We start from the raw sequence: 23,365 nt of genomic DNA, 5'->3' as shown, positions 1-23,365 counted from the left end.
ACCATGAGCGCCCAACGCTGTGCGTGGTGTACACAAGACCCGTTGTATATCCAATACCACGATCATGAATGGGGGCACCCGCTACATGATGAAGCACAACTGTTTGAAATGTTGTGCTTAGAAGGCCAGCAAGCTGGGCTATCTTGGATCACCGTACTTAAAAAACGTCAGGCATATCGCCAACATTTTTTTCAACACGATATCGCCAGCATTGCCAATATGAGCGATACGCAACTGGGAAACATTGTCAAAGACCCAAATGTGATTCGTCACCTAGGTAAATTACAGGCCATTCGTAGCAACGCCATTGCATGGCAAAATTTAAAACTCGCGGGTATCGACCCTGTGGCATGGTTGTGGTCATTTTCAGTCCAACCAACACTGTGCAATGATGTTCCCAACTATTATCAAGCGCCAGCTCAAACAATAGAAAGCCAAGCCATGTCCAAAAGCCTAAAAAAGCAAGGCTTTAAATTTGTAGGGCCAACGATTTGTTATGCCTTTATGCAAGCTGTGGGCATGGTCAATGACCATGAAAATAGTTGTGACTTTAAATATCAAATCCTCTCAAAAAAGGAGCGTTGAGATGAGTGAAAATACCATTCATGCCTATGCAGCCATGCAGGCAGGTGAAGCACTACAGCCTTATCAATTTGATGCGGGTGAATTACTCGCACATCAGGTCGAAATTAAAGTTGAATACTGTGGCCTGTGTCATTCAGATCTTTCGGTTATTGATAATGACTGGAACTCTGCTGTTTATCCTGTTGTAGCTGGCCATGAAATTATTGGCACCATTGCACGTTTAGGTTCAGAAGCCAAAGGATTAAAATTAGGTCAGCGTGTTGGTGTGGGTTGGACTGCTGAGAGTTGCCAATGCTGTGACCCATGCGTAGCAGGACAGCAAGTACAGTGTACTGGTGACAAAGTTGCAACGATTGTTGGCCATGCAGGCGGTTTTGCAGATAAAGTCCGTGCTGGTTGGCAATGGGTCATTCCTCTGCCGGATGATCTTGATCCTGAATCTGCAGGCCCACTGCTTTGCGGTGGCATCACGGTATTCGATCCCATTTTAAAACACGAGATTCAAGCCATTCATCATGTCGGGGTCATCGGTATTGGTGGTCTTGGCCACATGGCGATTAAACTACTTAAAGCTTGGGGCTGTGAAATTACTGCATTTACCTCTAGTTTAGATAAAACCGAGGAGCTTAAAGCCATGGGCGCTGATCATGTGGTCAGTAGCCGTGATACTAATGCACTCAAAGCACATCGTGGCAAATTTGACCTCTTACTGAGTACCGTGAATGTCACATTAAACTGGCAGGCTTATCTTGCGACTTTAGCACCCAATGGCGCTATTCACATGCTTGGGCTGGCACTCGAACCCATGCAAATTCCAGCAGGTGCGCTCATCAGTGGTTCTAAATCGGTCACTGGCTCGCCAACAGGTTCACCTGCCACTTTGCGCCAACTGTTAAAATTTGCCGCGCGTAAAAATATTGCACCACAAATTGAATTGTTCCCTATGTCACAAATTAATGAGGCGATTGAACGATTACATTCAGGTAAAGTACGCTACCGTGTGGTACTCAAAGCAGATTTTTAAGCCCTGCGCGATCAAATCTAAACTAAAAAAGCCTGCATCACTGCAGGCTTTTTTTATATCGACATAGCATAGGTATTGCTTTCGATATTTAAGCAACCGCTTGATTGTCCAGCTCTGCCCGAACCCAATCTGCGAGTAACTGAATGGCTTGCTGAACCTCAAATGATAGCTCATGCCCTGCATTGAGGCGGATGCAATTGTTATAGCGACTGTCTTCACCAAATAAAATTCCCGGCACCAAATTAATCCCTTGTTCGGCAGCAAAATAATACAGCGCTAAACTATTAATCTGATCTGGAAATTGAAGCCACAATGCATAATTCCCTTGTGGATCATTAAGACGAAAATCTATGCCATGAAAAGCCTGCGCAATAAACTGACGGTACTGCTGTACCTGTTGTTGTAACTGGGGGCGTAATGCCGTTAAGTGCTGACGATATTCGCGGCTAAAGATAAAATCTGCCAAGCCCAATTGCAGCGGTGTATTGACTGAGACATTGCGCAGAATAATTTTTGCATGCATTGGTTTTAAGCGTGTAGGCAAACAAAACCATCCCACGCGATAAGAAGGTGATAATGACTTAGAGACAGAACCGCAATACACCACATAGCCCTCTTGATCCCAATACTGAATCGGAAGCGGTCGTTGCATGCTAAAGCTACATTCGGCATAAATATCATCTTCAATCACATAGCATTGATATTTGGCAGCCAATTGCGCAATTTTTTCTTTATCTGCATTACTCAAACAAAAGCCCAAGGGATTTTGATAATTTGCAGTGAGTAAACAAACTTTAGCCCCTGACTGTTGCATGGCTTGTTCCAATCGTACCAAGTCAAAACCTTCCGTATTGGCAGGAATCTCCACAATTTTACGGTTGAGTAAGGCCAGCATCTGCAATTGCCCATTATAGTTAGGGGTTGGCACAATCACGCCATCCCCTTCACGCGTCAAGCTTTGAATCATAACGGCCAATGTTGGCATGCAACCATTGCTGATATAAATCAATTCTGGGGCAATATGAAAGCCATCTTCAGCCCAATGGGCAGACAGTGCTTCACGCAGTCGAATATGCCCTTGGCGGTCGCTATATAGAAAATCTTCAGGCTTGCTGTACTTTAAGGCACGTTGAATCGAACGACTTAATGCCTTGGCTGGGACTAAATTCGGAGAAAGCTGAATTGATCCTAAATGAATGAGCTTGCTATTGATAGCGGCTTCATGAATTTCAATTTGCAGTGCTAAATTGGAAACTTCACGCATTTCCGACTTGAAATCTGGATGCTTTGGGGCATCAATAGCACAACCTGACACAGTCGAGGGACGCTGTACAAAATAGCCAGACTTAGCTTTCACATAAATCAGCCCTTGCGCTTCGAGCATTTCATAACAGCTTTTTGCTGTATTTAGACTAATGTTCTGCTGCTCAGAAAATTGACGTAATGAGGGTAAGCGTTGCCCGACAACAATATCCCCAGCCAATATTTTCTGCCTCAGCTGCTGTGCCAGCAGCTGATATTGAAATGCCATATCTGTACCCGTTTTTTTATATTTTCTGTATCTGTATCCTAAACACTAACATATTTAAGCTTTCTGTACAGTTTTTCAAAAGGATACAGGAGCGATTCATGAGAACAATAGCCACAGCGCTCAGCCTATTCAGTTGTGCAATTGCACTTTCAGCTTGCCAGCCACAAGGCAATACCGTCGCTCAACAGCAACATTTTATTTGTAGTGCATTAATTGAAGGCTTTTTAAAAACCCAAAATCTGACCCAATATCAACTCTGGCATATTCAGCCTGCATTACAGCATGTTGCCAGTCAGCGCTTATATGTGTATCAGGCGCAGACATCTTATCAACCCCGTCTCATGCCGAGTCAAAAAAAATTGCGCTTTAACTGTGAACAAAACAGTGCTCAGCAGTTTCAAATTAAACTGGCGCCATCAGCAGAGGCAAATGGTGCAGTACCTGAAGAAACCTTGCTTAGCCTACAGTTGCCTCAGCCTGAACGGATGAAACAACTGACCGTGTATACATTGAGTTCACCGGAAAGAAAGTTTTAAACACTACTTTAAAATGTCAGGTAAGGGCGCGAAATTCTTTGGTTTTTCTAGCTCTACTTTCATTTTTTGCAGCATTTGATAAGGCTGCTGTTGAACAAACATATTCACGACTGACAAGGGAATAGACCCTTCAGGATTGGCATAACCATAGGTCGATACTTTGACTTTTTGTGGGCCTAATTTCTGAAACGACCAATCGCCTTCATACTGATTCAGTCGGACGTAGTTTTTATTCAGCATATAGCCTTTTTTAATGGCTTTATTTTGTATGCTAATGATGCCCTGTGCATCTTTGCTCATTTTACCTTGCACAACCAAATCACGGTCTTTTAGAGGAAATGGAAAATCCAACACCATGTACAGTTGGAATTCACCTTTTTTGTCATCACGCGATAATACTTTCATTTGACTTAAAAAAGGCACCCATTCCATTGCATGATCCACGTCTAAAATCAGCGCCACAGCTTGTTCAATGGGAACATTAAGCGTGGTTTCTGCTTTATACATCATGATTGGATTTTGGCTGTCTTGAATCGTCCAAACTTTAATATTGTTTTTATTAATACTGAGCTTAACGTTATCTGTAGGTGCTGCCTGTGTAGTCGCAGAACATGCGAGTACACAGGCCATCAACAAAGCTATTTTCATTCCAATTATTCGTCTTTTTAGTTTTCTTTTATTTTTATAGCGGATTTTGAAGTGCTTTTATACTTGAATATCGTTAAATCCAAGTACATCTTTCATATCGTACTTACGCGCTTCACGGCCTACGACCCAAGCGGCTGCACGTACTGCACCCGCAGCAAAGTTCATACGGTTGGTCGCTTTATGCGTAATTTCCACACGCTCGCCTTCACCAATAAACATTACTGTATGCTCACCAACAATATCGCCACCACGAATGGTTTGGAAACCAATGCTTTGGCGCTCACGTGGACCAGTATAGCCTTCACGGTGATATACGGCGTCTTGTTTTAAGTCACGACCCAAAGTTTCAGCAATCGCTTCACCCATCATCAGTGCAGTACCTGATGGCGCGTCAACTTTATGACGGTGATGTGCTTCAATCACTTCGATATCTACTGTGTCACCAAATACTTTCGATGCCAGTTCCAACAGTTTGATTGAAACATTCACGCCGACTGAATAGTTGGCTGCATAAACCACGGGCGTTTCTATTGCAGATGCATCTAAATAGGCTTTTTGTTCATCATTCATGCCTGTGGTACCAATCACGATTGCAACACCATGTTCACGGCAAATTTTGAGGTGATTGACAGTAGCTACAGGTGCAGTGAAATCAATCACGACATCACAGTCCTTCACAACTTCTTCTAAACTACCGACAATTTTCACATCTAGACGGCCAATGCCAGCAAGTTCGCCTGCATCTGCACCCAAAAGTGAGCTTTCTGGACGTTCTACAGCTGCTGCAAGTTTAAAACCTGCTTGTTCAACAGCTTGAATAAGAATACGACCCATACGGCCGCCTGCCCCTAAAATGCCAATGCGTGGAGTTGCTGACATAACATTTTCCTAATGCTAGATTCAAAATTGCCCTTACTATAGCAAAACTCCTGACTTTGGCTAAGTTTGACACAAAAAAATTATGCTTTTTTCATCGCTTGCTCTGTTGCACTCACGCACGGATGAAATCCCCTATCGCAGCCTCATCTGTATTGCATTTTTTAAGTGATTTTCGATGTATCATAGGCGAGTTTTTTTTATACTGAATGAGCATGAAAAACGTCCTGTTTGCTTGTGCTGCAATATGCATTTTTTTCGCATGGCTAATGCCAGTCCATTACCGACCTTGGGTCACCTATACCGGTGAGCTATATGCGTTTATCTCTCTGATGTTTTTGATGGCGGCCTGCGTCAAAGACAAATTGTATCTTCCTAAAATTGGCTTGCCCTTTTTAGCTTTGGCCGTGTTGCCTTTTATTCAATTAGCATTCGGCCATGTGTACTTTTTTAGTATCGCATTCCTCGGATTTCTGTACATCGCTGCTTTTTGGCTCGCAATGACCTTGGGCTTTAATCTGTCTCGAGGCCCAGAACAGCGTGCAAAAACTTTTCGTTATTTAAGTTTTAGCTTCTTAATTTCAGGTGTGGCAACTGGTTTGGTTGCGATTTGCCAAGCGCTGAATTTTGATGAGCCTTTAAATGCCATCATGATGAATATCAGTGGCACCACACGCCCATTTGCCAATTTTGCCCAGCCCAACTTAATGGCAACCTTCTTGCTCATGGCCTTAATGGCAACGCTGTATTTATATGAGAAAAAAGCCCTTGCCACACGTTGGTTAGTGCTGGCCGCCTTGCCGATTTTAATCGGTGTTGTACTGAGTCAATCGCGTACCTCATGGGTCGCGAGTATTTGCATTCTGCTGTACCTTGCCTACCAACAATTCCGCCATCAGGTTCGTTTACGCTGGTTTTATAGTCTAGCGTGGTTTGGTCTGTTTATCGGCTTAATTGTGGTGCTTCCACATGTGACACAATTACTGGCCGACAGCGCCAATATGAACGTGATTCAAGGTCGTGATCTGGCTCAACGTGCCGGTGGCGATATGTCTCGCTTGGCGATTTGGCAACAGATGGTGCATGCAGTCGACGCACAGCCGTGGTTTGGCTATGGTTGGTACCAAACCAGTACCGCTTTTGTCAGCATCTCAGAGCATTTCCAAGGACCTGTGTGGATTCGTAGCGCACATAACTTTGTCCTCGATTTTATTCTATGGAATGGCTTTATCGTTGCGATTCCATTTTTTGCTTATCTGGCATATTGGCTCATTCAATTACACCGCCAAGTGAACTCAGCGGAGTCTGTGGTTGCCTTGTTGATGCTCGGTGCATTCATCATTCACATGATGCTCGAATTTCCACAAAATTATGCATTCTTCTTGATTCCTGCAGGCTTTATTTTGGGTACGCTACAAACGCAATATGCACAAACCAAAACCGTAGCACTGCCTGCACTGGGCAATAAACTGATTTTGGTTTTTGGTTTAGCCATGTTGGCCTTGGTCTACCGTGATTACGACACGCTGGTGCCGAAGTTGGGCAATGTCTATAAAAATGAACTACAGCCTGAAAAAATCACCAATCATGATCGAATTTATGTACTAACCGAATTGGATCAACGGATTAATTTTATTCTGATTGATCCGTTTACCCAGTTAAGCCCACAACAACTGCAAATGGCAGGTGAAATGGCACGTAGCTATCCAACCCGTTATCACATCATTAAATACGCTAAAATGCTGGCATTTAATGGTTATGAAGCCGAAGCGAAACATCAGCTCAAACTACTGGCGATTATCCAAAAAACGGATATGGACTATGACAGCTTACTTAACGGTGCGCCAAAGCAACCTTAAGGCTGTTTAAGCACATAAAAAAAAGCGCCTTGAGGCGCTTTTTTTTATGCTTTCGATGGCATTGACTGCATGACTTAGTCAAATAAACGATCTAAAAACGATTTTTTCTTCGGAGAAGATTTACCGCCTTCTTCACTTTCCATACTCGCTTGTAATTCTTTAAGTAACTCACGCTGACGAGTAGTCAAATTCACAGGTGTTTCCACCACAATACGGCAAAGTAAATCACCTTGCATGCTGGTACGTACAGGTTTTACCCCTTTGCCACGTAAACGGAATAACTTACCAGTTTGCGTACCTTCAGGCACTTTCAAGCTGACCCGGCCATCGAGTGTTGGAATCTGAATTTCTTTACCTAAAGCCGCATCAGCAATGCTTACAGGCACGTCCATATACAGATCTGCACCATCACGTTGGAAAATCTCGTGTTCACGTACAACCACTTCTACGTACAAATCGCCTGATTGGCCGTCACGAATCGCTTCGCCTTTACCGCTTAAACGTACGCGATCGCCATTGTCTACGCCTGCAGGAATAGTGACTTCCAAAGTTTGCTGACGGTCAGACACACCTGAACCATGACATGTATTACATGGGTTCTTAATGATTTTGCCTTGACCACGGCACGTATTACAGGTTTGCTGTACAGAGAAGAAACCTTGCTGCATACGCACTTGACCCGCGCCATGACAGGTTTTACAGGTTTCAACGTCGTTAGGATTTTTAGAGCCTTTACCATCACAAGTTTCACACGGCGCAGGCGCAGTGAACGTAATGGTTTTTTTCACGCCCTTCACCGCTTCTTCAAGGGTGAGTTCCATCACATAACGTAAGTCTGAACCACGGCGTGCGCGTTGCTGACCACCACGGCCACCACCACCAAAAGCACCACCGAAAATGTCGCCGAACTGGCTGAAAATGTCTTCAGCGCTGAAACCACCGCCAAAGCCACCACCGCCACCCATACCGCCTTCAAATGCTTGATGGCCCATACGGTCGTACATGCTACGCTTTTCGCTGTCTGAAAGAACTTCATAAGCTTCAGCAGCTTCTTTGAATTTCTCTTCAGCTTCTGGGTTATCTGGGTTACGGTCAGGGTGATACTTCATCGCCAACTTACGGTAGGCTTTTTTAATTTCATCATCACCTGCGGTTTTAGATACGCCTAAAACCTCATAATAATCACGTTTAGCCATGTCTGGCGATGCTCCTCACGGAATTTATTTAATACTGGGCTGTGGTCTGAAATTGGGGGATCAAACCATTTTTTCAAGGGTCAGCGATGAAAAAAATAAAGACGAGTTAAAAAACTGCTTTATTTTTAAAGAATTTAGATAAGCCTTGTACCCATGCATTTAACAAATATAAAAATGCAATGGCACTAAAAATAACGCCAGCAACAGTGCAACCTGTTACCCATAGCGCGCTGTCCCAATAAAAGAAGAAGAGTGGAATAAACCAAAGTGCTGCAAACAAAGCCAAAATAGTGAAAATTACGATACTACGCATCACCCAAAATGCCTGTGCTTGTAACCAAACTTCAGCGGAATCGACCTGTGTGACTTTACGTGCCAGCCAATACGCTAACACCCCACTAACCACGGTAAAAATCGCCAAAAACATGAAGACGTAAGAAATCGCAATATAGCGCCGATACTTGATCAGTTTATCTGTCGTCATGTCTGATTTAACCCCATACACTGCCCTGTGAATCTTTACCCCGAACAGTGTTTGTCTTATAAAAATTTTCAGCAAAGATTTAGGTGCTACTATATTGAAAAAAACAATATTTCGCACCCATTTTTACACTTTCTCAGGACTTTTTTTCACCTTAAACCACTGTGCATACAAGGCTGGCAAGAAGAATAATGTTAACAGTGTCGCAACAATCAAACCGCCCATAATCGCAACGGCCATCGGACCGAAGAAAATACTGCGCGATAATGGAATCATGGCCAAAACCGCAGCCAATGCTGTGAGTACAATCGGACGACAACGACGTACCGTCGCATCCAGAATTGAATCCCAAGGATCATGCCCTGCTTGGATATCTTGTTCAATCTGATCAATCAAAATCAGTGAGTTTCGCATGATCATCCCTGACAGCGCGATGGTGCCCAACATGGCCACAAAACCAAATGGCTTATTAAAAAGTAGCAAGAATAAAACTACGCCAATAATGCCCAGTGGTGCAGTCAAAAACACAATAAAGGTTCGCGACATACTTTTGAGCTGAATCATCAGCAAGGTCAGCACCACAGCAAGGAACATTGGCATACCTGCATTCACAGAAGATTGACCTTTTGCAGACTCTTCTACTGTGCCACCCACTTCCAGCAAATAACCATTTGGTAGTGCTGCACGCAATTTTGCCAATGGCTCTGCAAGCTCATTGACCACCGTTGCAGGCTGTAGTTGACTACGAATATCCGCCCGTACAGTAATGGTCGGTAACCGATTACGATGCCAGATCAAACCGTCTTCAAACGCATATTCAATTTTAGCAATTTGCGCTAAAGGTACAGATTGACCTGACGCCGTAGGTACAGCCAAACTACTGAGTGAACCTACATCAACACGGTCAACTTGGTCGCCGCGCATACGGATTTCAATCAAATCACGTTTTTCACGGTATTGATTGACTGATGCACCGCTAATTGCACTGCTTAAGAAATTAGATAAATCTAAACTGCTGATGCCCAATTGGCGTGCACGATCTTGATCAATGTCTAGTTGAATAACTTTACTTGGCTCGCCCCAATCTAAATGGACATTGGTACTATTTGGATTCGCACTAATTGTAGCTGCGACTTTTTGTGCCCATTCACGCACTACGTCCAAGTTTTCACCTGAGACTCGAAATTGTAATGGATAGCCCACAGGTGGGCCATTTTCCAATAAAGACACCCGTGTACGCGCCTCAGGTAACAGCACACGAATTTTGTCACTCAAATTACGGCGAATTTCATCTCGATCATCGAGTGATGATGCCAGCACGACAAATTGTGCAAAGCTAGCCTGTGGTAATTGTTGATCTAAGGGCAAATAGAAACGTGGTGAACCAGTGCCGACATAAGCCACAAAGTTATCAATGCCTTGTTGTTTCGATAAAAAATGCTCGACTTTACGTACAGCAGCTTCAGTGGCTTTTAAAGATGCCCCTTCTTCAAGTTTAATATCGACTAAAATTTCGGCACGGTTCGACGGTGGGAAAAATTGTTGTGGCACCAGTTTAAACATCATCACTGACAACACAAAAATGGCCACCGTGGTTGCAATCACAGTTTTACGATAGGTCACACAAATATTCACCCATCGCTTAAAGCCCTGATAAAACTTGGTTTGATAAGGATCATGATGCTCACCAGCATGATGAACCACAGGTGCAGGCTCAGGTTGTTTTCTTAAACGTGCCAACAAGCGTGCATACCACGGCGCTTTTTGTACCAGGTCTTTATTAAAATCGGGGAGCAGTTTGTCTCCTAAATAAGGCACAAATAGGACTGCCGCAAACCACGACACAATCAGTGCAATCGTGACCACTTGGAAAATTGAGCGGGTATATTCACCAGTACTCGATGCAGCCGTGGCAATCGGTAAAAAGCCCGCTGCAGTAATCAAGGTTCCCGTTAACATTGGAAATGCTGTGGTACGCCATGCATGACCAGCCGCTTGTATACGGCTATAGCCTTGCTCCATTTTAATTGCCATCATTTCTACGGCAATAATGGCGTCATCGACCAACAGACCCAAGGCTAGAATTAAAGCCCCTAGAGAAATTTTGTGTAAGCCGACATCGAGCATATTCATGCCCGCAAAGGTCATGGCCAAGACCAATGGAATGGAAAATGCCACCACCAATCCTGTACGAAAGCCCAAAGAGAAAAAGCTCACCAGCAGAACAATAATCACCGCTTCTGCCAAGACTTTCATGAACTCGTTTACACTGCGCTTTACTGCCACAGGCTGGTCTGAAACCTTCTGTAATTTCATGCCCAGTGGTAATGATTTTTGCAGTTGTGCAAATTCAGTTTCGAGGTTTTTCCCCAATGCCAGAATGTCTCCACCCTTGCGCATAGACACCGCAATACCAATGCCATTTTCACCCATAAAACGCATACGAGGCTGTGCTGGATCGCTAAAGCCACGGTAAATATCAGCCACATCGCCCAATTGAATGGTTTGACCATTTACCAGTAAGGGCATTTTTTTCAGTTCTTCAACCGTTTTTAAACTACCACTGGCACGCACTTGAATGCGGTCTGACTGCGTTTCAAAAAAGCCTGCACTGGCCACTGTATTTTGCTGTTGTAAGGCTTGCTGAATCGCAGAAACAGGCACACCCAATTGGGCAGCCTTGGTATTGGACATTTCAATCCAAATCTTTTGATCTTGTAGGCCAATCAAATCGACTTTGCTGACATCCCGCACGCGTTGCAATTGCAGTTGTAAACGGTCGGCATAGTCTTTCAGCGTGGCATAGTCAAAATCTTTGCCTGTCAGTACATAAATATTGCCAAAGGTATCGCCAAATTCATCATTAAAAAATGGCCCTTGCACCCCACTAGGCAACTGATGACGAATGTCATTCACCTTTTTACGCACCGTATACCAAACGTCTGGAATATCTTTTGAACGCAAAGAATCTTTGGCAACAAAGGTCACCATAGACTCACCTGGACGTGAAAACGCCATAATGCGCTCATAATTGCCCGTGGTCATGAGTTCTTTTTCAATGCGATCTGTGACTTGTAAAGACACCTCTTCCGCTGTTGCACCCGGCCAATAGGTCTGAATGATCATGACCTTAAAAGTAAATGGCGGGTCTTCACTTTGTGCTAATTTCGAGTATGAAAATACCCCAACGATGCCCAAGAGGATCATAAAATAAAGGACCAAACCTTTATTTTTGAGCGCCCATTCCGACAGGTTAAAATTCATTTTTAACCCCCAGCTCGAACAGTCACCGCACGATTTTCTCGGTCAATCGGACGTATTTTTTGTTTATCTCGTAATAAATGCACACCGCCAATCACCACATAATCTGAAGGTGCTAAACCACTCAACACAGGTACGCTGTCACGGCCATAGGCACCTAAGCTCACAGGGACTTTATGTACCGTATTGTCCGCTTTCACCGTTAACACATAGGCTTGTTGCCCTTGTGCAGACACACTTGATAATGGAATGTTTAAGGTTTCATGAGTCGCAGTATTTAAAAATACCCGTGCACTTTGTCCCAGTTGAATCACACCTGAGCCTTCACGCAAAGCGACTTTGACACGATACGTGCGCGACTGATCCGCTGCAGGTGCAATTTCACGGACATAGGCTTGAAACTTTTCTTCAGGCTTCGACCACAGACTCACTTCTGCAACTTGCCCTGTTTTTATGCTTGAAATGAGCTGCTCAGGTACACCCACCACGACATCTCGCTCACCATCAATCGCCAGCTGATACACCGCCTGCCCTGCAGACACCACTTGCCCAACTTCTAAATTACGCTGTGTAATCACACCGTTTTTACTTGCAATTAATTGGTTATATTGCGTTTGGTTTGCGCTGGCGTCGTCATTTGATTGCGCTTGTTTTAAACTCGACATCGCTGCTTTATATTGATTTTCAACAGCATCATATTGTGAACGGCTAACAGCATTCATTGGCAATAATTGCTGATAACGCTTGAGTTCATCACCTGCTATTTTGGCAGCAGATTGCGCACTTTCTAATTGCGCACGCGTGGCATTTTTTTGTAATTCTGCATCTTTTACATCTAAACGCGCTAAGACCTGCCCAACTTTGACCTGATCACCGACATCCACATAACGTTCGACCACCTGCCCTGCGACACGAAAAGCCAACGCAGTTTGTTGGCGCGCTTGCACTTCACCTGCATAGCTTTTTTGCTCAGCATGACTGCTACTTGCTTGCGCCACCATGACCAAAGGAACTTCCTGTTCCGTAGGTGCATCATGATGACTACACCCCCACAAGGTCACACTACAAACGATGATTATGCCTATACAGGCGGTCTTGATCGTACTCATGAACTTAGGCTCTTATCTAAAGTTGTTTTTTCAGGCAATATAGACGAAATTAAAATGGTTATTTTTTAATTAATAAACTATATGGTACATTAATTACCTATTTAAGGTAAAATCAATGACTTTAATGACATTTTGGAAACTTTTTTAGCAAATGACTGCTGGCCGACCGAAAGATTTAGAAAAACGTAAACGGATTTTAGATGCCGCAAAAATTCTATTTTTAGAATGTGGTTACCACGGCTGTAGCATGAATAAAATTGCACAAAAAGCCGATGTCACCAAACTGACGGTATATAACCATTTTCAAGACAAAGAAAGCTTGTTTACCTGTGCAATTGCAGAAACCTGTGATTCTCTGATTAATGCTCGTCCAATGGTATTAAGCCCTGATAGTAATTTCATTCAAGCATTTATCAGTGCTTGTGAGCTCACCTTAAATTTAGTGAATTTACCCGAAGCACTCAAAATGGAATATTTATTGTTGGAGTTGGCTTCACAGCATAATCCACTGGCACAGCAGTTTTATAATGCATCTCATCAAAAACTCAGTGCCTTATGGCAAAACTTTTTTGACCAAGCCGTGGCGCTAAAGTTTATTCAACCTGCTGCTGAGCGTGAACATCTGCTGTTATTGTTTTCTTTACTGTTAGGTATGCGCCACCATGAAGTCCTCATGGGAGTCCGTGAAATCCCCAATCCTCAAGAGCAGGAACAGATTATTCAATCCGCGCTAAAGTTATTTTTACTGCGCTATTCGCCTCAAGCCTAGCTGGCATTTAGCTTAAACCTTCACATTCTGCTGTTTTGGCATTCAGTTTGCTAATTAATACACAAAACAAATCCGACTTTTGTCGAGGTTTCACTTGGCAAGACCAAGATTCGCGCTATAGTCAAAATCAAGGACATACGGAGAATGTAGAATGATTCAACAAATTGATGCTCCACTAAGAGAAGATGTACGCCTGCTGGGAAATTTATTGGGTGAAACCCTGAAACAGCAGGCTGGACAAGATTTGTTTAATCAAATTGAACAAATTCGTGCCTTGGCCAAGGGTGCACGTGATGGTCAAGCCGAAGCAGAAAAAGAACTCGAAAAATTATTTTTAAGCCTAGAAGACCATGAAATTCTGCCACTTACCCGCGCTTTTACCCACTTTCTAAATTTTGCCAATATTGCAGAACAATATAATGTGGTGCGTAGCCGTCGCCAAAGCGAATTTGATGAGCACGCTCCATCACCAAATCCTTTAGATCACTTATTTCAAAAATTTAAAGATCGCGACATCAGTTCAGAAACGCTGTATCAACAAATTTGCGAACTCAAAATTGAATTGGTCTTAACTGCGCATCCAACAGAAGTCAGCCGTCGCACCTTGATTCAAAAATATGACGGCATCAATGACTGTCTATTTAAAATGGATCAGCAAAAACTCACGCCACGTGAACGCAGCGCAGTTTTAGATGATTTAAAACAATTGATTTGCTCTGCATGGCAAACTGATGAAATTCGTCAGCACCGCCCGACTCCAGTAGATGAAGCCAAATGGGGCTTTACCACTATTGAGCAAACCTTATGGAATGCTGTGCCGAAGTTTATGCGTGAATTGGACGGCATGGTGGCAGAACATTGTGGTCAATCTTTACCACTCACCATCGCGCCAGTTCGCTTTGCCTCTTGGATGGGCGGTGACCGTGATGGTAACCCCAATGTCACCCATGACATCACTCAAGAGGTGCTGTGGTTATCTCGTTGGAAAGCTGCTGATTTATATGTGCGTGATATTGAAGCCCTGCGTTGGGAACTGTCGATTGAACAATGTAGCGATGAACTACGAACAGCCTTAGGCAAAGAACACGCTGAACCCTACCGCGAATATTTACGTGACACACGCCAACGCCTGAAAGCCACACGTTTTTGGCTGACAGAAAAACTACGTGGCCATGATGCCGACGACAGCCAAGTGATTAAAAGTAAGGATGAACTGCTTCAGCCGCTTTTACTCTGCTATCGTTCGCTCATCGCATGCGATTTGCCTGAAATTGCCAACGGTAAACTGTTGGACTTCATTCATCGCGTAAATTGCTTTGGCATTGAATTATTAAAGCTGGATATTCGTCAGGAATCTGGGCGCCATCGCCAAGCGATTTCTGCCATTACCGAATACTTGGGCTTAGGTAATTTTGAAACATGGACAGAACAAGCACGACAAAATTTCTTGCTCCAAGAACTTCAAAGCAAACGTCCATTATTACCTAAACATCTGAGTGAGCCTGAAGGTAGTCTGATTTGCCATCCAGATGTGCAAGAAGTGTTTGCGACCATGCGCACATTGGCCTCACAGCCAAGTGAAAGTTTGGGAGCTTATATTATTTCCATGGCCGAATACCCAAGTGATGTATTGGCAGTATTATTACTGCAAAAAGAAGCGGGCATTTTACATCCCTTACGTGTCGTTCCTTTATTTGAAACCCTCAAAGATTTAGATGGCGCATCTAAAACCATGAACACCCTATTTAATATGCATTGGTATAAACAGCATATTCAGGGTAAACATGAAGTGATGATCGGCTATTCGGACTCAGCCAAAGATGCTGGCTTTATGTCTGCCAATTGGGCACAGTACCGTGCGCAAGAAGAACTGACTGAAATTGCTAAAAATCATGCAGTGCAGTTGACCTTATTCCATGGTCGTGGCGGTTCAATTAGTCGCGGTGGTGCACCAACTCAACAAGCTTTGTTCTCTCAACCGCCAGGTTCGATCTCTGGGGCTATTCGTGTAACCGAACAAGGCGAAATGATCCGCTTCAAATTTGGTTTAGAAGGCATTGCGCTCCAAAATCTTGAGATCTATACCGCGGCTACGCTCGAAGCTACATTGCTTCCACCACCAGTGCCGAAACCAGAATGGCGCGAGCTCATGCACAGCATGACGGACCTCTCTGTACAGGTCTACCGCCAAACAGTGCGTGAAAACCCACACTTCGTGAAATACTTACGTACGGTTACCCCTGAACTCGAACTACAAATGCTGCCGTTGGGTTCACGCCCAGCCAAACGTAAAGTCAGTGGCGGGATCGAATCTTTACGCGCGATTCCATGGGTATTTGCATGGACACAAATCCGTTTGATGCTCCCTGCATGGTTAGGTACAGGTGCAGCCATTAACCAAGTGCTCGACCAAGGCCAAAAAGCCATGCTTGAGGACATGCTACATCAGTGGCCTTATTTCCAAACCTTAATTGATATGTTGGAAATGGTGCTCTCCAAAGCAGACAGTCATGTGGCTTTATATTATGAAGCGCATCTGACTCAAGATGAAGATTTGAAAGTTTTAGGTGAAGAGCTACGTCAACGTTTACGTGATGCGGTGCAAACACTTTTAGCGCTCAAAGGTGAATCTAAACTGCTCAGTAGCAATGATGTTTTAGATCAATCCATGAAAGTGCGTAAGCCATATTTATTACCATTGCATCTGCTCCAAGCTGAATTAATGAAACGACGCCGCGCTTACTTGGCCAATTGTCAGGCAGAAAATACCCCTGTCGATCATGCACTGATGGTCAGCATTGCAGGTATTGCTGCTGGGCTACGCAATACAGGCTAAGTTAAACACTGTATTTTTTTAGCATAAATAAAGCACATCGCCATGATGTGCTTTATTTATAAGCGATTGCGAGAAACATCCACAATTTATTTATATCAAGAATAAGATTTATTTATAACTAAACAGCTCGATACAATTGGCGATTAATAACTGATTTCACTTTATTTTTAAATACCAAAACTTTTACCATGCGGTAAAACAATCGAAAAGTCAGTACATTAGTTTTAACGTTTTTTTTACTCAATGATTAAATCTTCCAAAAAAGAAGCGTATGATGTGCACAATTTATCTTTTGAGTGCTCATTTTATGTCCAGTTGGTTTCCCAAATGGCGTCCGTATAAAGACAGTATTGATGCACGTCCTGTAGGCACTAATGAATATTTGCCCCCTGCACAAAGTGTAGTTTTGGGCATACAACATGCCTTTGCAATGTTTGGGGCAACGGTACTTGCACCCTTCTTAATGGGTTTTGATCCAAACCTCGCAATTTTGATGTCAGGTCTATGTACCGTACTCTTCTTCTTTATGACGGGTGGTCGTGTACCTAGCTATTTAGGTTCAAGTTTTGCCTTTATTGGGGTGGTTATTGCTGCCACAGGCTATGCAGCCTCTGGTACTGGTGCTCCAAATGCCAATATTGCCATGGCTGCTGGCGGGATTATTGCCTGCGGTGTGCTCTACACGATTTTTGGTTTTATCGTGATGGCTACGGGTACACGCTGGATTGAAAAACTTATGCCACCTGTAGTAACAGGTGCTGTAGTAATGATTATTGGTCAGAGGTGGTCCCACTTGTTTGAACAACTAAAAGCGTATTTATAAGTGATATTCCGCTCTAGTTAAGCCACCTTGTTTTGTTGGGGTAGCTGATCATAGTAAAACTCATTTGGTGTCATTTTGTCTAGACTCGAATGAGGTCGTTTCAAATTATAAAACTCAAAATATGCACTTAATTGCTTTTTCGCATCTGTGACACTGCTATAAGCTTTGAGATACACCTCTTCATATTTAACGCTCCGCCATAATCGTTCAACCATCACATTATCTACCCATCGACCTTTACCATCCATACTGATTTGAATGCCATTTGATTTCAATACATCAATAAATGCATCACTGGTAAACTGGCTGCCTTGGTCTGTATTAAATATTTCAGGTCGACCATATTTTTCAATCGCTTCATTTAAAGCCGAAATACAAAAATCCACCTCCATACTAATCGATACTCTATGCGCAAGTACCTTGCGGCTATGCCAATCAATCACAGCACATAAATAAACAAAGCCTTTTGCCATAGGGATATACGTTATATCCGTAGACCACACTTGATTACTGCGCTGAATAGCCAATCCTTTGAGCAGATATGGATATTTACGGTGAGCTTGATTAGCCTGGCTTAAATTTGGTTTGCAATATAACGCCTGAATACCCATTTTCTTCATTAAAGTACGTGTATGACGTCGTCCTATATGATGTCCTTGACGATTCAACAAATCACGCATCATACGACTGCCTGCAAAAGGATATTGCATATGTAATTCATCAATACATCGCATCAGCTTCAGATCTGATGCACTCACAGGTTTTGGGCGATAGTAATAACAACCACGGGAGACTTTCAGCAGCTTAGCTTGCTTAGATACTGAAATCTGAAGTGAGTCGTCGATTAACTTTTGTGGTTGAAGCGGCCCAGTTTCTTCAACACACCTTCTAAAAAATCAATTTCTAATGCCTGCTCACCGATTTTTGCATGTAGTTTTTTTAGATCGATGGGTGGTTCTGTTGGAGCTTTTGATTGATCGAAAGCTTGCGAGGAAGCTGAGATCAATTGATTTTTCCAGTCAATAATTTGGTTTTGATGAACATCAAACTCAGCACTCAATTCAGCAAGTGTTTTTTCTGCTTTAATCGCAGCAAGTGCTACCTTAGCTTTAAAATCATTTGAATGATTTCTTCTTGGTCTACGTGCCATAAAATACTCCATATATTGATGTTTATAACATCATTTGAGGAGCAGAATATCACTTATAGGAGTTGTTCAAATTTACGGATCCATCTCTGTCTTAACCTTGCACCAGTCACTGTTAAAGGCGTAATGGGTAATAACTTTAATATGTGGATGTCATTGGTTACTGTGCTTTGCATGGGTTCTATTGCCGTATTCACCAAAGGCCTTTTACAACGCTTATTACTATTGGTGGGCTTGCTTTCAGCATATTTCATCTACTTTATCGTATCGAATGTAATGGGATATGGCACACCAATCAACTTTACGCCAATCCAACAAGCGGCTTGGTTTGGTATTCCACAGTTCCATTCACCAGAATTTAATGTCAATGCCATGCTAATTATTGCACCGATTGCATTGATTTTAGTGGCTGAAAACTTAGGTCATATTAAAGCAGTTGGCGCAATGACAGGCGAAAACCTCGATCCACATATTGGTAAAGCTTTTGTCGCTGATGGTGTTGCAACGACTTTATCGGGTAGTGTGGGTGGCCCTGGGATGACCACTTATGGTGAAAATATTGGCGTCATGGCGGTTACACGCGTTTATTCAACGATTATTTTTGTTGTCGCGGGTATTTTCGCAATCTTCTTAGGCCTGTCACCAAAATTTGGTGCAATCATTCATACCATTCCGAGTGCGATTTTAACTGGTGCATCTATTGTGGTGTTTGGTTTAATTACCATTGCTGGTGCCAAAATTTGGATTGAAAACAAAGTCGATTTTTCACAAAACAAAAACCTCATGGTAGCTGCGGTTACGATTATTTTAGGTACGGGTGACTTTGCACTACAATTTGGTAGCTTTAACCTAGGTGGTATTGGTACTGCAACTTTCGCAGCCCTTATTCTCAACTGGTTCTTTAGCCTTGCAGACAAATCTAAATAATTGAACAATATTTTAAGCAGCCAAATGGCTGCTTTTTTTATGCCTATAGAGTGCATATTTGGCTTATTCGATATGAGTAAAACCTCTAAAGGTCCAACTTAAAGCGACCTTATAATGCTTCAGGACGACCAAAGTAATAACCTTGGAATGCCGTACAGCCATTGTCTTTGAGTAATTGGAACTGTTCTAAAGTTTCCACACCCTCTGCAACAACGTTTAACTCTAATGCTGCCGCCAAAGCAATAATGGTTTTTACAATCGCTAAATCACGCGGGTTTTCACTAATATGTTCAACAAAAGCGCGGTCAATTTTCAATTGGCGTAGAGGCAACATTCTTAAATAATTTAAAGATGAATACCCTGTCCCAAAGTCATCCATAGAAAAGTTAAAACCCGCTTCAATGAGGCGATGCATTTTAGCGATTGAACTGTCCATGTCGGTATAAAACATACTTTCGGTCAGTTCCAAGCGTAAACGGCTTGGACAAATACCGTATGCATGAACCAACTGAATGACCTCTTGATCAAAATTAATTGCTCTAAATTGCCCGACACTAATATTGACTGAAATTGTCCAATGCGCACATTCGGGGATATCACGCCATGCTTGTAACTGCTGACATGCCATGTTGAGAACTTTTTGACCTACTTCATGAATCATGCTGGATTTTTCAATCTCAGCCATAAAATGTCCAGGTAAAACCAAGCCTTTTTCAGGATGTTGCCAACGAATTAAAGCTTCATAACCAATAATCTGCTGGGAATCATTGACGATTCGTTGATAGTACAGTTCAAACTCGTCATGTTGTAATGCACGACTTAAGTCATTAATTAATTTTGCTTTCAATACAATGCTTTCTTCAATTAAAGGATCAAAAACCGCAATACAATTTTTACCATTGCCTTTGGCATGATACAGCGCCATATCGGCATATTTTAAAAAGGCATTTTCAGATAAATTAAAGTCTTTAAAAATAAATACGCCACTACTGGACGTGGTATGAACACTTTGCTCATTTAAAAAATAGGGTTTATTTAATTCTGTTTTGAGCTTATTCGCCACCTGCAATACCGCGTCATGCGCTTCTTCATATTGCATGGATAAATTCGACACGATCACCAAAAACTCATCGCCACCTAAGCGAATAATCGAATTAGGCTGTGGGGTGTTAAGTAAAAGACGGGTAGCCACCATTTTCAGTAGGCTATCCCCTACACTGTGCCCTAATGTGTCATTAATATTTTTAAAATTATCCAAATCCAGCATGATCATCGCGCTATACATGCCATTGCTACGATTAGAAGCAATTACTTGCTTCATATAATCTTGCATATAGCGCCGATTAGGCAGACTGGTTAACTCGTCATGCAAGGCCATGTAGCGGGCATGATCTTCGGACTGTTTGAGCTGCGTAATATCCGTTCGAATTGCAATGTACTGTTGCAACATGCCGTGCCGATCTTTAAAAGGAACGATCGTGGTGTCCACCCAATACAGTTCACCCTGCTTATTTCGATTACAAATTTCACCATTCCAGATTTTGCCTTGAGCAATGGTGCCCCACATTTGCTTAAAGAAACTACGTGGATGGCAACCTGAATTAATAATTTTATGCGTAGAACCCAGCAATTCCTCACGTGAATATTTAGAAATATCACAGAATTTCTGATTCACATGGGTAATTACGCCTTGAGTATCTGTAATCGCAACAATTGAATGTGCATCAATAGCAATTTGATAGTTTTCAAGCTCATTAACGATCTTGCTATATTGAAATTGGGAATCCATAGGCAATAAAAAGTGACTTTAGTCATGGACATAAGGCATGCATTATTTCATTTTTAATGTGAATGTTAAATGAAATATTAAGCTTATCTGCAAACTATCCCATATTGCAGTAAAAATTTGATTTTTCACTGCAATATGACCTGCCAATTATGGACGTAGCTCCTTTAACTCGCGTTGAATAAAATGATGAATCATTTCGCGATAAATATGCTCAATTAAATTTGGATCTACACCTTGATCTTGTGCCGCACCACGAACTTTCTTAATCACATCTTCCACACGCTCTGGAGATTGTACATCGTGCGTTGTACGTTTAAATCGAACAGCTTGATCGACATAAAACTGACGGGCTGAAATAAGCTCAATTAAAGCATGGTCAATCACATCGATTTGAGCACGCGCCTGTTCCAAATTTTCAACCTTATCTTTCTTCATTCTTCCTTAACTCATTCTCAGCAATGTTTTCACTTTTATACTTCTCTTCTAACACATTACTGAAAATACTTTCAATCATCCATACGCGATATAAGCTATTAAATACATAACTTTGCCCATCAATTCTGAGCTCAAGTACTGGAAAGTCTGGCTGTGATTTCATTTCACAATGCATGTCATTTTCAGCTAATTTACCCACTACATCTTCAGTGCTAAACGTGGTCAGTTCTAATTCTTGTTGTAACTGTTGAAAATGGGGCTTAAATGATAGGTCTTTGCCCTTGCACCATACTGCATGCAAGATTTTGTACATGGCATCAATGCGTTGCTCTTCAGGCACACTGTAGTACAAATTGGCCATCTGCACTGTTGCCTGCTGGTCTGGACGACAGAACGGCGTAAAACTGACTCCCGTTCGTTTAGACAAACGTGTTGCCAAGCCCCAATCAAATAAATCGCGGCCGTGATAACTCAGCGGATAAATATTCAGGCGAATATTATAATAGTCTGCCAGCTCTTCTTTGATATAAGCCAAAAGTAGCCACGAAATCGGATCTTCTAAGGCCACATATAAATCTAGCTCTGGGTCGAGTGCTTGAATTTCATTGAGCTCTTCAGCATCACTAATCAGATGTTCGCGCCATTCGATGTGGTTAATTAAAAAAATAGGATTATCCGTCAGGAGTTTTTGCTGACGCAAACGGCGGGTTAAGCGCAATAAATCATCAACTGCATGATATTTACGCTCCCCAAATTCAAAATAACTGGCCAATACTGGCGTGTCGTTAAAAATACGTTCTTCAAAATGTTGTGCACGATGATGTTTGCTGGCCATGGCATATAAAGTACGTAATTTGCCATCTTGCTTTTGCCACAGCATGTGAAACACATCTTCTAATAAATAGAGAAAATCTTGCCCACGTAAGGGGGTATTTTTTAAGATTGTTTCGGCCTGTAATAAGGCTTCTGGTTTGGGTTGTTCTGGCGTTTCGTGAAAACTAAAGCGATGTTGCTTCGATAAAATTTGCGCATCATTTAAACAATAATTATGCCACTCAGCTTCTGACATGTGATTGGGTGCTTCTGCTGAACGATTAGAAATAATCACCTTAAGCGGTTTTAGTTCATTACTCAAAATGTCTTCTAACTGAGGCAATTGCTGCGCCGTCAAATAACTATAGACATCATCTAAACGCAAATAGACGCTTAAACCTTGCTCTGTGGACAACACCGCTTGACGTGACGGTTTATTGTAAAACCATCCCGATCGGATTGGATCAAACCAACGGCGTAACAGTGACATGAATTTAAGCCTCAATAAACAAAGCCATGCGATCATGATGATATCACACAGTTTTATCTCCCGATGTGGGAATATGAAATTAGTTTATAACCCTCAGCCAAACTTATAGCAACTCAAGTCACAATGTTCAATGTTTCGCGGGTGGCGGGCAACATCAATCAAATTAGCCGTTGATCATTTGCTCACTAGTTTATCAGTTCAAGCTTCAGATACCTACTTGTAAAATTGCC

17 protein-coding genes and 2 pseudogenes are annotated in these 23,365 nt (G+C 42.5%); 8 read left to right on the top strand and 11 right to left on the bottom strand.

Translation table 11 applies throughout. From position 1 onward, the window contains the following. The first annotated feature begins 3 nt into the window (after positions 1-3). On the top strand, positions 4-585 hold the full coding sequence (locus C9E88_RS00310; protein ID WP_106985623.1) for a DNA-3-methyladenine glycosylase I: 582 nt from the start codon (positions 4-6) through the stop codon (positions 583-585). Between the two features lies 1 nt (position 586). Beyond that, entirely contained in the window at positions 587-1,609 is a 1,023-nt protein-coding gene (ahr, locus tag C9E88_RS00305; protein WP_106985624.1) for an NADPH-dependent aldehyde reductase Ahr, read from the top strand. 88 nt (positions 1,610-1,697) lie between these two features. Here the strand turns inward: ahr and C9E88_RS00300 are convergent, their stop codons facing one another. Continuing rightward, the gene (locus C9E88_RS00300) at positions 1,698-3,140 is read right to left on the bottom strand and encodes an aminotransferase-like domain-containing protein (RefSeq protein WP_106985625.1); all 1,443 of its coding nucleotides are present in this window, start codon (positions 3,138-3,140) and stop codon (positions 1,698-1,700) included. A gap of 98 nt (positions 3,141-3,238) precedes the next feature. Between C9E88_RS00300 and C9E88_RS00295 the strand changes: the two genes are divergently transcribed. After that, positions 3,239-3,676 carry a hypothetical protein gene (locus C9E88_RS00295; RefSeq protein ID WP_106985626.1) on the top strand — a complete coding sequence of 146 codons (438 nt, stop codon included), beginning with the start codon at positions 3,239-3,241 and terminating at the stop codon, positions 3,674-3,676. A 3-nt stretch (positions 3,677-3,679) separates the two neighbouring features. Here the strand turns inward: C9E88_RS00295 and C9E88_RS00290 are convergent, their stop codons facing one another. Further along, a complete protein-coding gene (locus C9E88_RS00290; RefSeq protein WP_106985627.1) occupies positions 3,680-4,324 on the bottom strand; it encodes an START domain-containing protein in 645 nt (214 codons plus the stop codon). Between the two features lie 57 nt (positions 4,325-4,381). Then, the gene (gene dapB, locus C9E88_RS00285) at positions 4,382-5,203 is read right to left on the bottom strand and encodes a 4-hydroxy-tetrahydrodipicolinate reductase (protein ID WP_106985628.1); all 822 of its coding nucleotides are present in this window, start codon (positions 5,201-5,203) and stop codon (positions 4,382-4,384) included. Positions 5,204-5,415: 212 nt separating this feature from the next. Between dapB and C9E88_RS00280 the strand changes: the two genes are divergently transcribed. Then, complete coding sequence (locus C9E88_RS00280) at positions 5,416-7,059, top strand: PglL family O-oligosaccharyltransferase (RefSeq protein WP_106985629.1); 1,644 nt, start codon at positions 5,416-5,418, stop codon at positions 7,057-7,059. Positions 7,060-7,133: 74 nt separating this feature from the next. Here the strand turns inward: C9E88_RS00280 and dnaJ are convergent, their stop codons facing one another. The 4 genes from dnaJ to C9E88_RS00260 all read right to left on the bottom strand — a co-directional run bounded on the left by dnaJ (position 7,134) and on the right by C9E88_RS00260 (position 13,106). Then, entirely contained in the window at positions 7,134-8,255 is a 1,122-nt protein-coding gene (gene dnaJ / locus C9E88_RS00275) for a molecular chaperone DnaJ (protein WP_106985630.1), read from the bottom strand. 106 nt (positions 8,256-8,361) lie between these two features. After that, positions 8,362-8,739: a hypothetical protein gene (locus C9E88_RS00270; RefSeq protein WP_106985631.1), complete on the bottom strand. Its 378-nt coding sequence runs from the start codon at positions 8,737-8,739 to the stop codon at positions 8,362-8,364. A gap of 123 nt (positions 8,740-8,862) precedes the next feature. Further along, positions 8,863-12,000 carry an efflux RND transporter permease subunit gene (locus C9E88_RS00265; protein WP_106985632.1) on the bottom strand — a complete coding sequence of 1,046 codons (3,138 nt, stop codon included), beginning with the start codon at positions 11,998-12,000 and terminating at the stop codon, positions 8,863-8,865. 2 nt (positions 12,001-12,002) lie between these two features. Beyond that, positions 12,003-13,106 (bottom strand): efflux RND transporter periplasmic adaptor subunit, encoded by a 1,104-nt coding sequence (locus tag C9E88_RS00260; protein WP_106985633.1) that lies wholly within the window; start codon positions 13,104-13,106, stop codon positions 12,003-12,005. Between the two features lie 151 nt (positions 13,107-13,257). Here C9E88_RS00260 and C9E88_RS00255 point away from each other — a divergent pair, with 151 nt between their 5' ends. The 3 genes and pseudogenes from C9E88_RS00255 to C9E88_RS00245 all read left to right on the top strand — a co-directional run. Then, complete coding sequence (locus tag C9E88_RS00255) at positions 13,258-13,875, top strand: TetR/AcrR family transcriptional regulator (RefSeq protein WP_106985634.1); 618 nt, start codon at positions 13,258-13,260, stop codon at positions 13,873-13,875. A 151-nt stretch (positions 13,876-14,026) separates the two neighbouring features. Beyond that, positions 14,027-16,711, top strand: coding sequence for a phosphoenolpyruvate carboxylase (gene ppc / locus C9E88_RS00250; RefSeq protein ID WP_106985635.1), 2,685 nt, complete (start codon positions 14,027-14,029; stop codon positions 16,709-16,711). A gap of 307 nt (positions 16,712-17,018) precedes the next feature. After that, positions 17,019-17,489 (top strand): annotated as a pseudogene (locus C9E88_RS00245) (solute carrier family 23 protein); the annotation flags it as partial. 62 nt (positions 17,490-17,551) lie between these two features. Here C9E88_RS00245 and C9E88_RS00240 read toward each other — a convergent pair. Next, a protein-coding gene (locus C9E88_RS00240) for an IS3-like element ISAba14 family transposase (RefSeq protein WP_223155595.1) occupies positions 17,552-18,684 on the bottom strand; the annotation gives its coding sequence in 2 pieces (ribosomal slippage) (positions 17,552-18,432 and positions 18,432-18,684; 1,134 coding nt in all). 90 nt (positions 18,685-18,774) lie between these two features. On the opposite strand from C9E88_RS00240, the pseudogene C9E88_RS00235 reads away from it, so the two are divergent. Further along, positions 18,775-19,608 (top strand): annotated as a pseudogene (locus C9E88_RS00235) (solute carrier family 23 protein); the annotation flags it as partial. Between the two features lie 109 nt (positions 19,609-19,717). Here C9E88_RS00235 and C9E88_RS00230 read toward each other — a convergent pair. The 3 genes from C9E88_RS00230 to C9E88_RS00220 form a co-directional block, all read right to left on the bottom strand. After that, on the bottom strand, positions 19,718-21,397 hold the full coding sequence (locus C9E88_RS00230) for a putative bifunctional diguanylate cyclase/phosphodiesterase (protein WP_106986453.1): 1,680 nt from the start codon (positions 21,395-21,397) through the stop codon (positions 19,718-19,720). Positions 21,398-21,544: 147 nt separating this feature from the next. Further along, positions 21,545-21,832 carry a chorismate mutase gene (locus tag C9E88_RS00225; RefSeq protein ID WP_106986452.1) on the bottom strand — a complete coding sequence of 96 codons (288 nt, stop codon included), beginning with the start codon at positions 21,830-21,832 and terminating at the stop codon, positions 21,545-21,547. Then, positions 21,819-23,135, bottom strand: a complete 1,317-nt coding sequence (locus C9E88_RS00220) for a hypothetical protein (protein ID WP_106986451.1) — start codon at positions 23,133-23,135, stop codon at positions 21,819-21,821. The genes C9E88_RS00225 and C9E88_RS00220 overlap by 14 nt, the downstream gene beginning before the upstream one ends. Positions 23,136-23,365 lie beyond the last annotated feature (230 nt).

Origin of the sequence: Acinetobacter cumulans (genome assembly GCF_003024525.3) — a bacterium.
Taxonomy (GTDB): Bacteria; Pseudomonadota; Gammaproteobacteria; order Pseudomonadales; family Moraxellaceae; genus Acinetobacter; species Acinetobacter cumulans.
The sequence above is the reverse complement of the archived record's forward strand: the minus strand, read 5'-3'. Positions and strand labels throughout refer to the sequence as shown.

Bases quoted from the DNA above. Each gene is read 5' to 3' on its own strand.
- dnaJ (WP_106985630.1), bottom strand. From the start codon at position 8,255: ATGGCTAAACGTGATTATTATGAGGTTTTAGGCGTATCTAAAACCGCA.
- C9E88_RS00220 (WP_106986451.1), bottom strand. From the start codon at position 23,135: ATGTCACTGTTACGCCGTTGGTTTGATCCAATCCGATCGGGATGGTTT.
- ppc (WP_106985635.1), top strand. From the start codon at position 14,027: ATGATTCAACAAATTGATGCTCCACTAAGAGAAGATGTACGCCTGCTG.
- ahr (WP_106985624.1), top strand. From the start codon at position 587: ATGAGTGAAAATACCATTCATGCCTATGCAGCCATGCAGGCAGGTGAA.
- C9E88_RS00310 (WP_106985623.1), top strand. From the start codon at position 4: ATGAGCGCCCAACGCTGTGCGTGGTGTACACAAGACCCGTTGTATATC.
- C9E88_RS00270 (WP_106985631.1), bottom strand. From the start codon at position 8,739: ATGACGACAGATAAACTGATCAAGTATCGGCGCTATATTGCGATTTCT.
- C9E88_RS00260 (WP_106985633.1), bottom strand. From the start codon at position 13,106: ATGAGTACGATCAAGACCGCCTGTATAGGCATAATCATCGTTTGTAGT.
- C9E88_RS00225 (WP_106986452.1), bottom strand. From the start codon at position 21,832: ATGAAGAAAGATAAGGTTGAAAATTTGGAACAGGCGCGTGCTCAAATC.
- C9E88_RS00295 (WP_106985626.1), top strand. From the start codon at position 3,239: ATGAGAACAATAGCCACAGCGCTCAGCCTATTCAGTTGTGCAATTGCA.
- C9E88_RS00265 (WP_106985632.1), bottom strand. From the start codon at position 12,000: ATGAATTTTAACCTGTCGGAATGGGCGCTCAAAAATAAAGGTTTGGTC.
- C9E88_RS00280 (WP_106985629.1), top strand. From the start codon at position 5,416: ATGAAAAACGTCCTGTTTGCTTGTGCTGCAATATGCATTTTTTTCGCA.
- C9E88_RS00230 (WP_106986453.1), bottom strand. From the start codon at position 21,397: ATGGATTCCCAATTTCAATATAGCAAGATCGTTAATGAGCTTGAAAAC.
- C9E88_RS00300 (WP_106985625.1), bottom strand. From the start codon at position 3,140: ATGGCATTTCAATATCAGCTGCTGGCACAGCAGCTGAGGCAGAAAATA.
- dapB (WP_106985628.1), bottom strand. From the start codon at position 5,203: ATGTCAGCAACTCCACGCATTGGCATTTTAGGGGCAGGCGGCCGTATG.
- C9E88_RS00255 (WP_106985634.1), top strand. From the start codon at position 13,258: ATGACTGCTGGCCGACCGAAAGATTTAGAAAAACGTAAACGGATTTTA.
- C9E88_RS00290 (WP_106985627.1), bottom strand. From the start codon at position 4,324: ATGAAAATAGCTTTGTTGATGGCCTGTGTACTCGCATGTTCTGCGACT.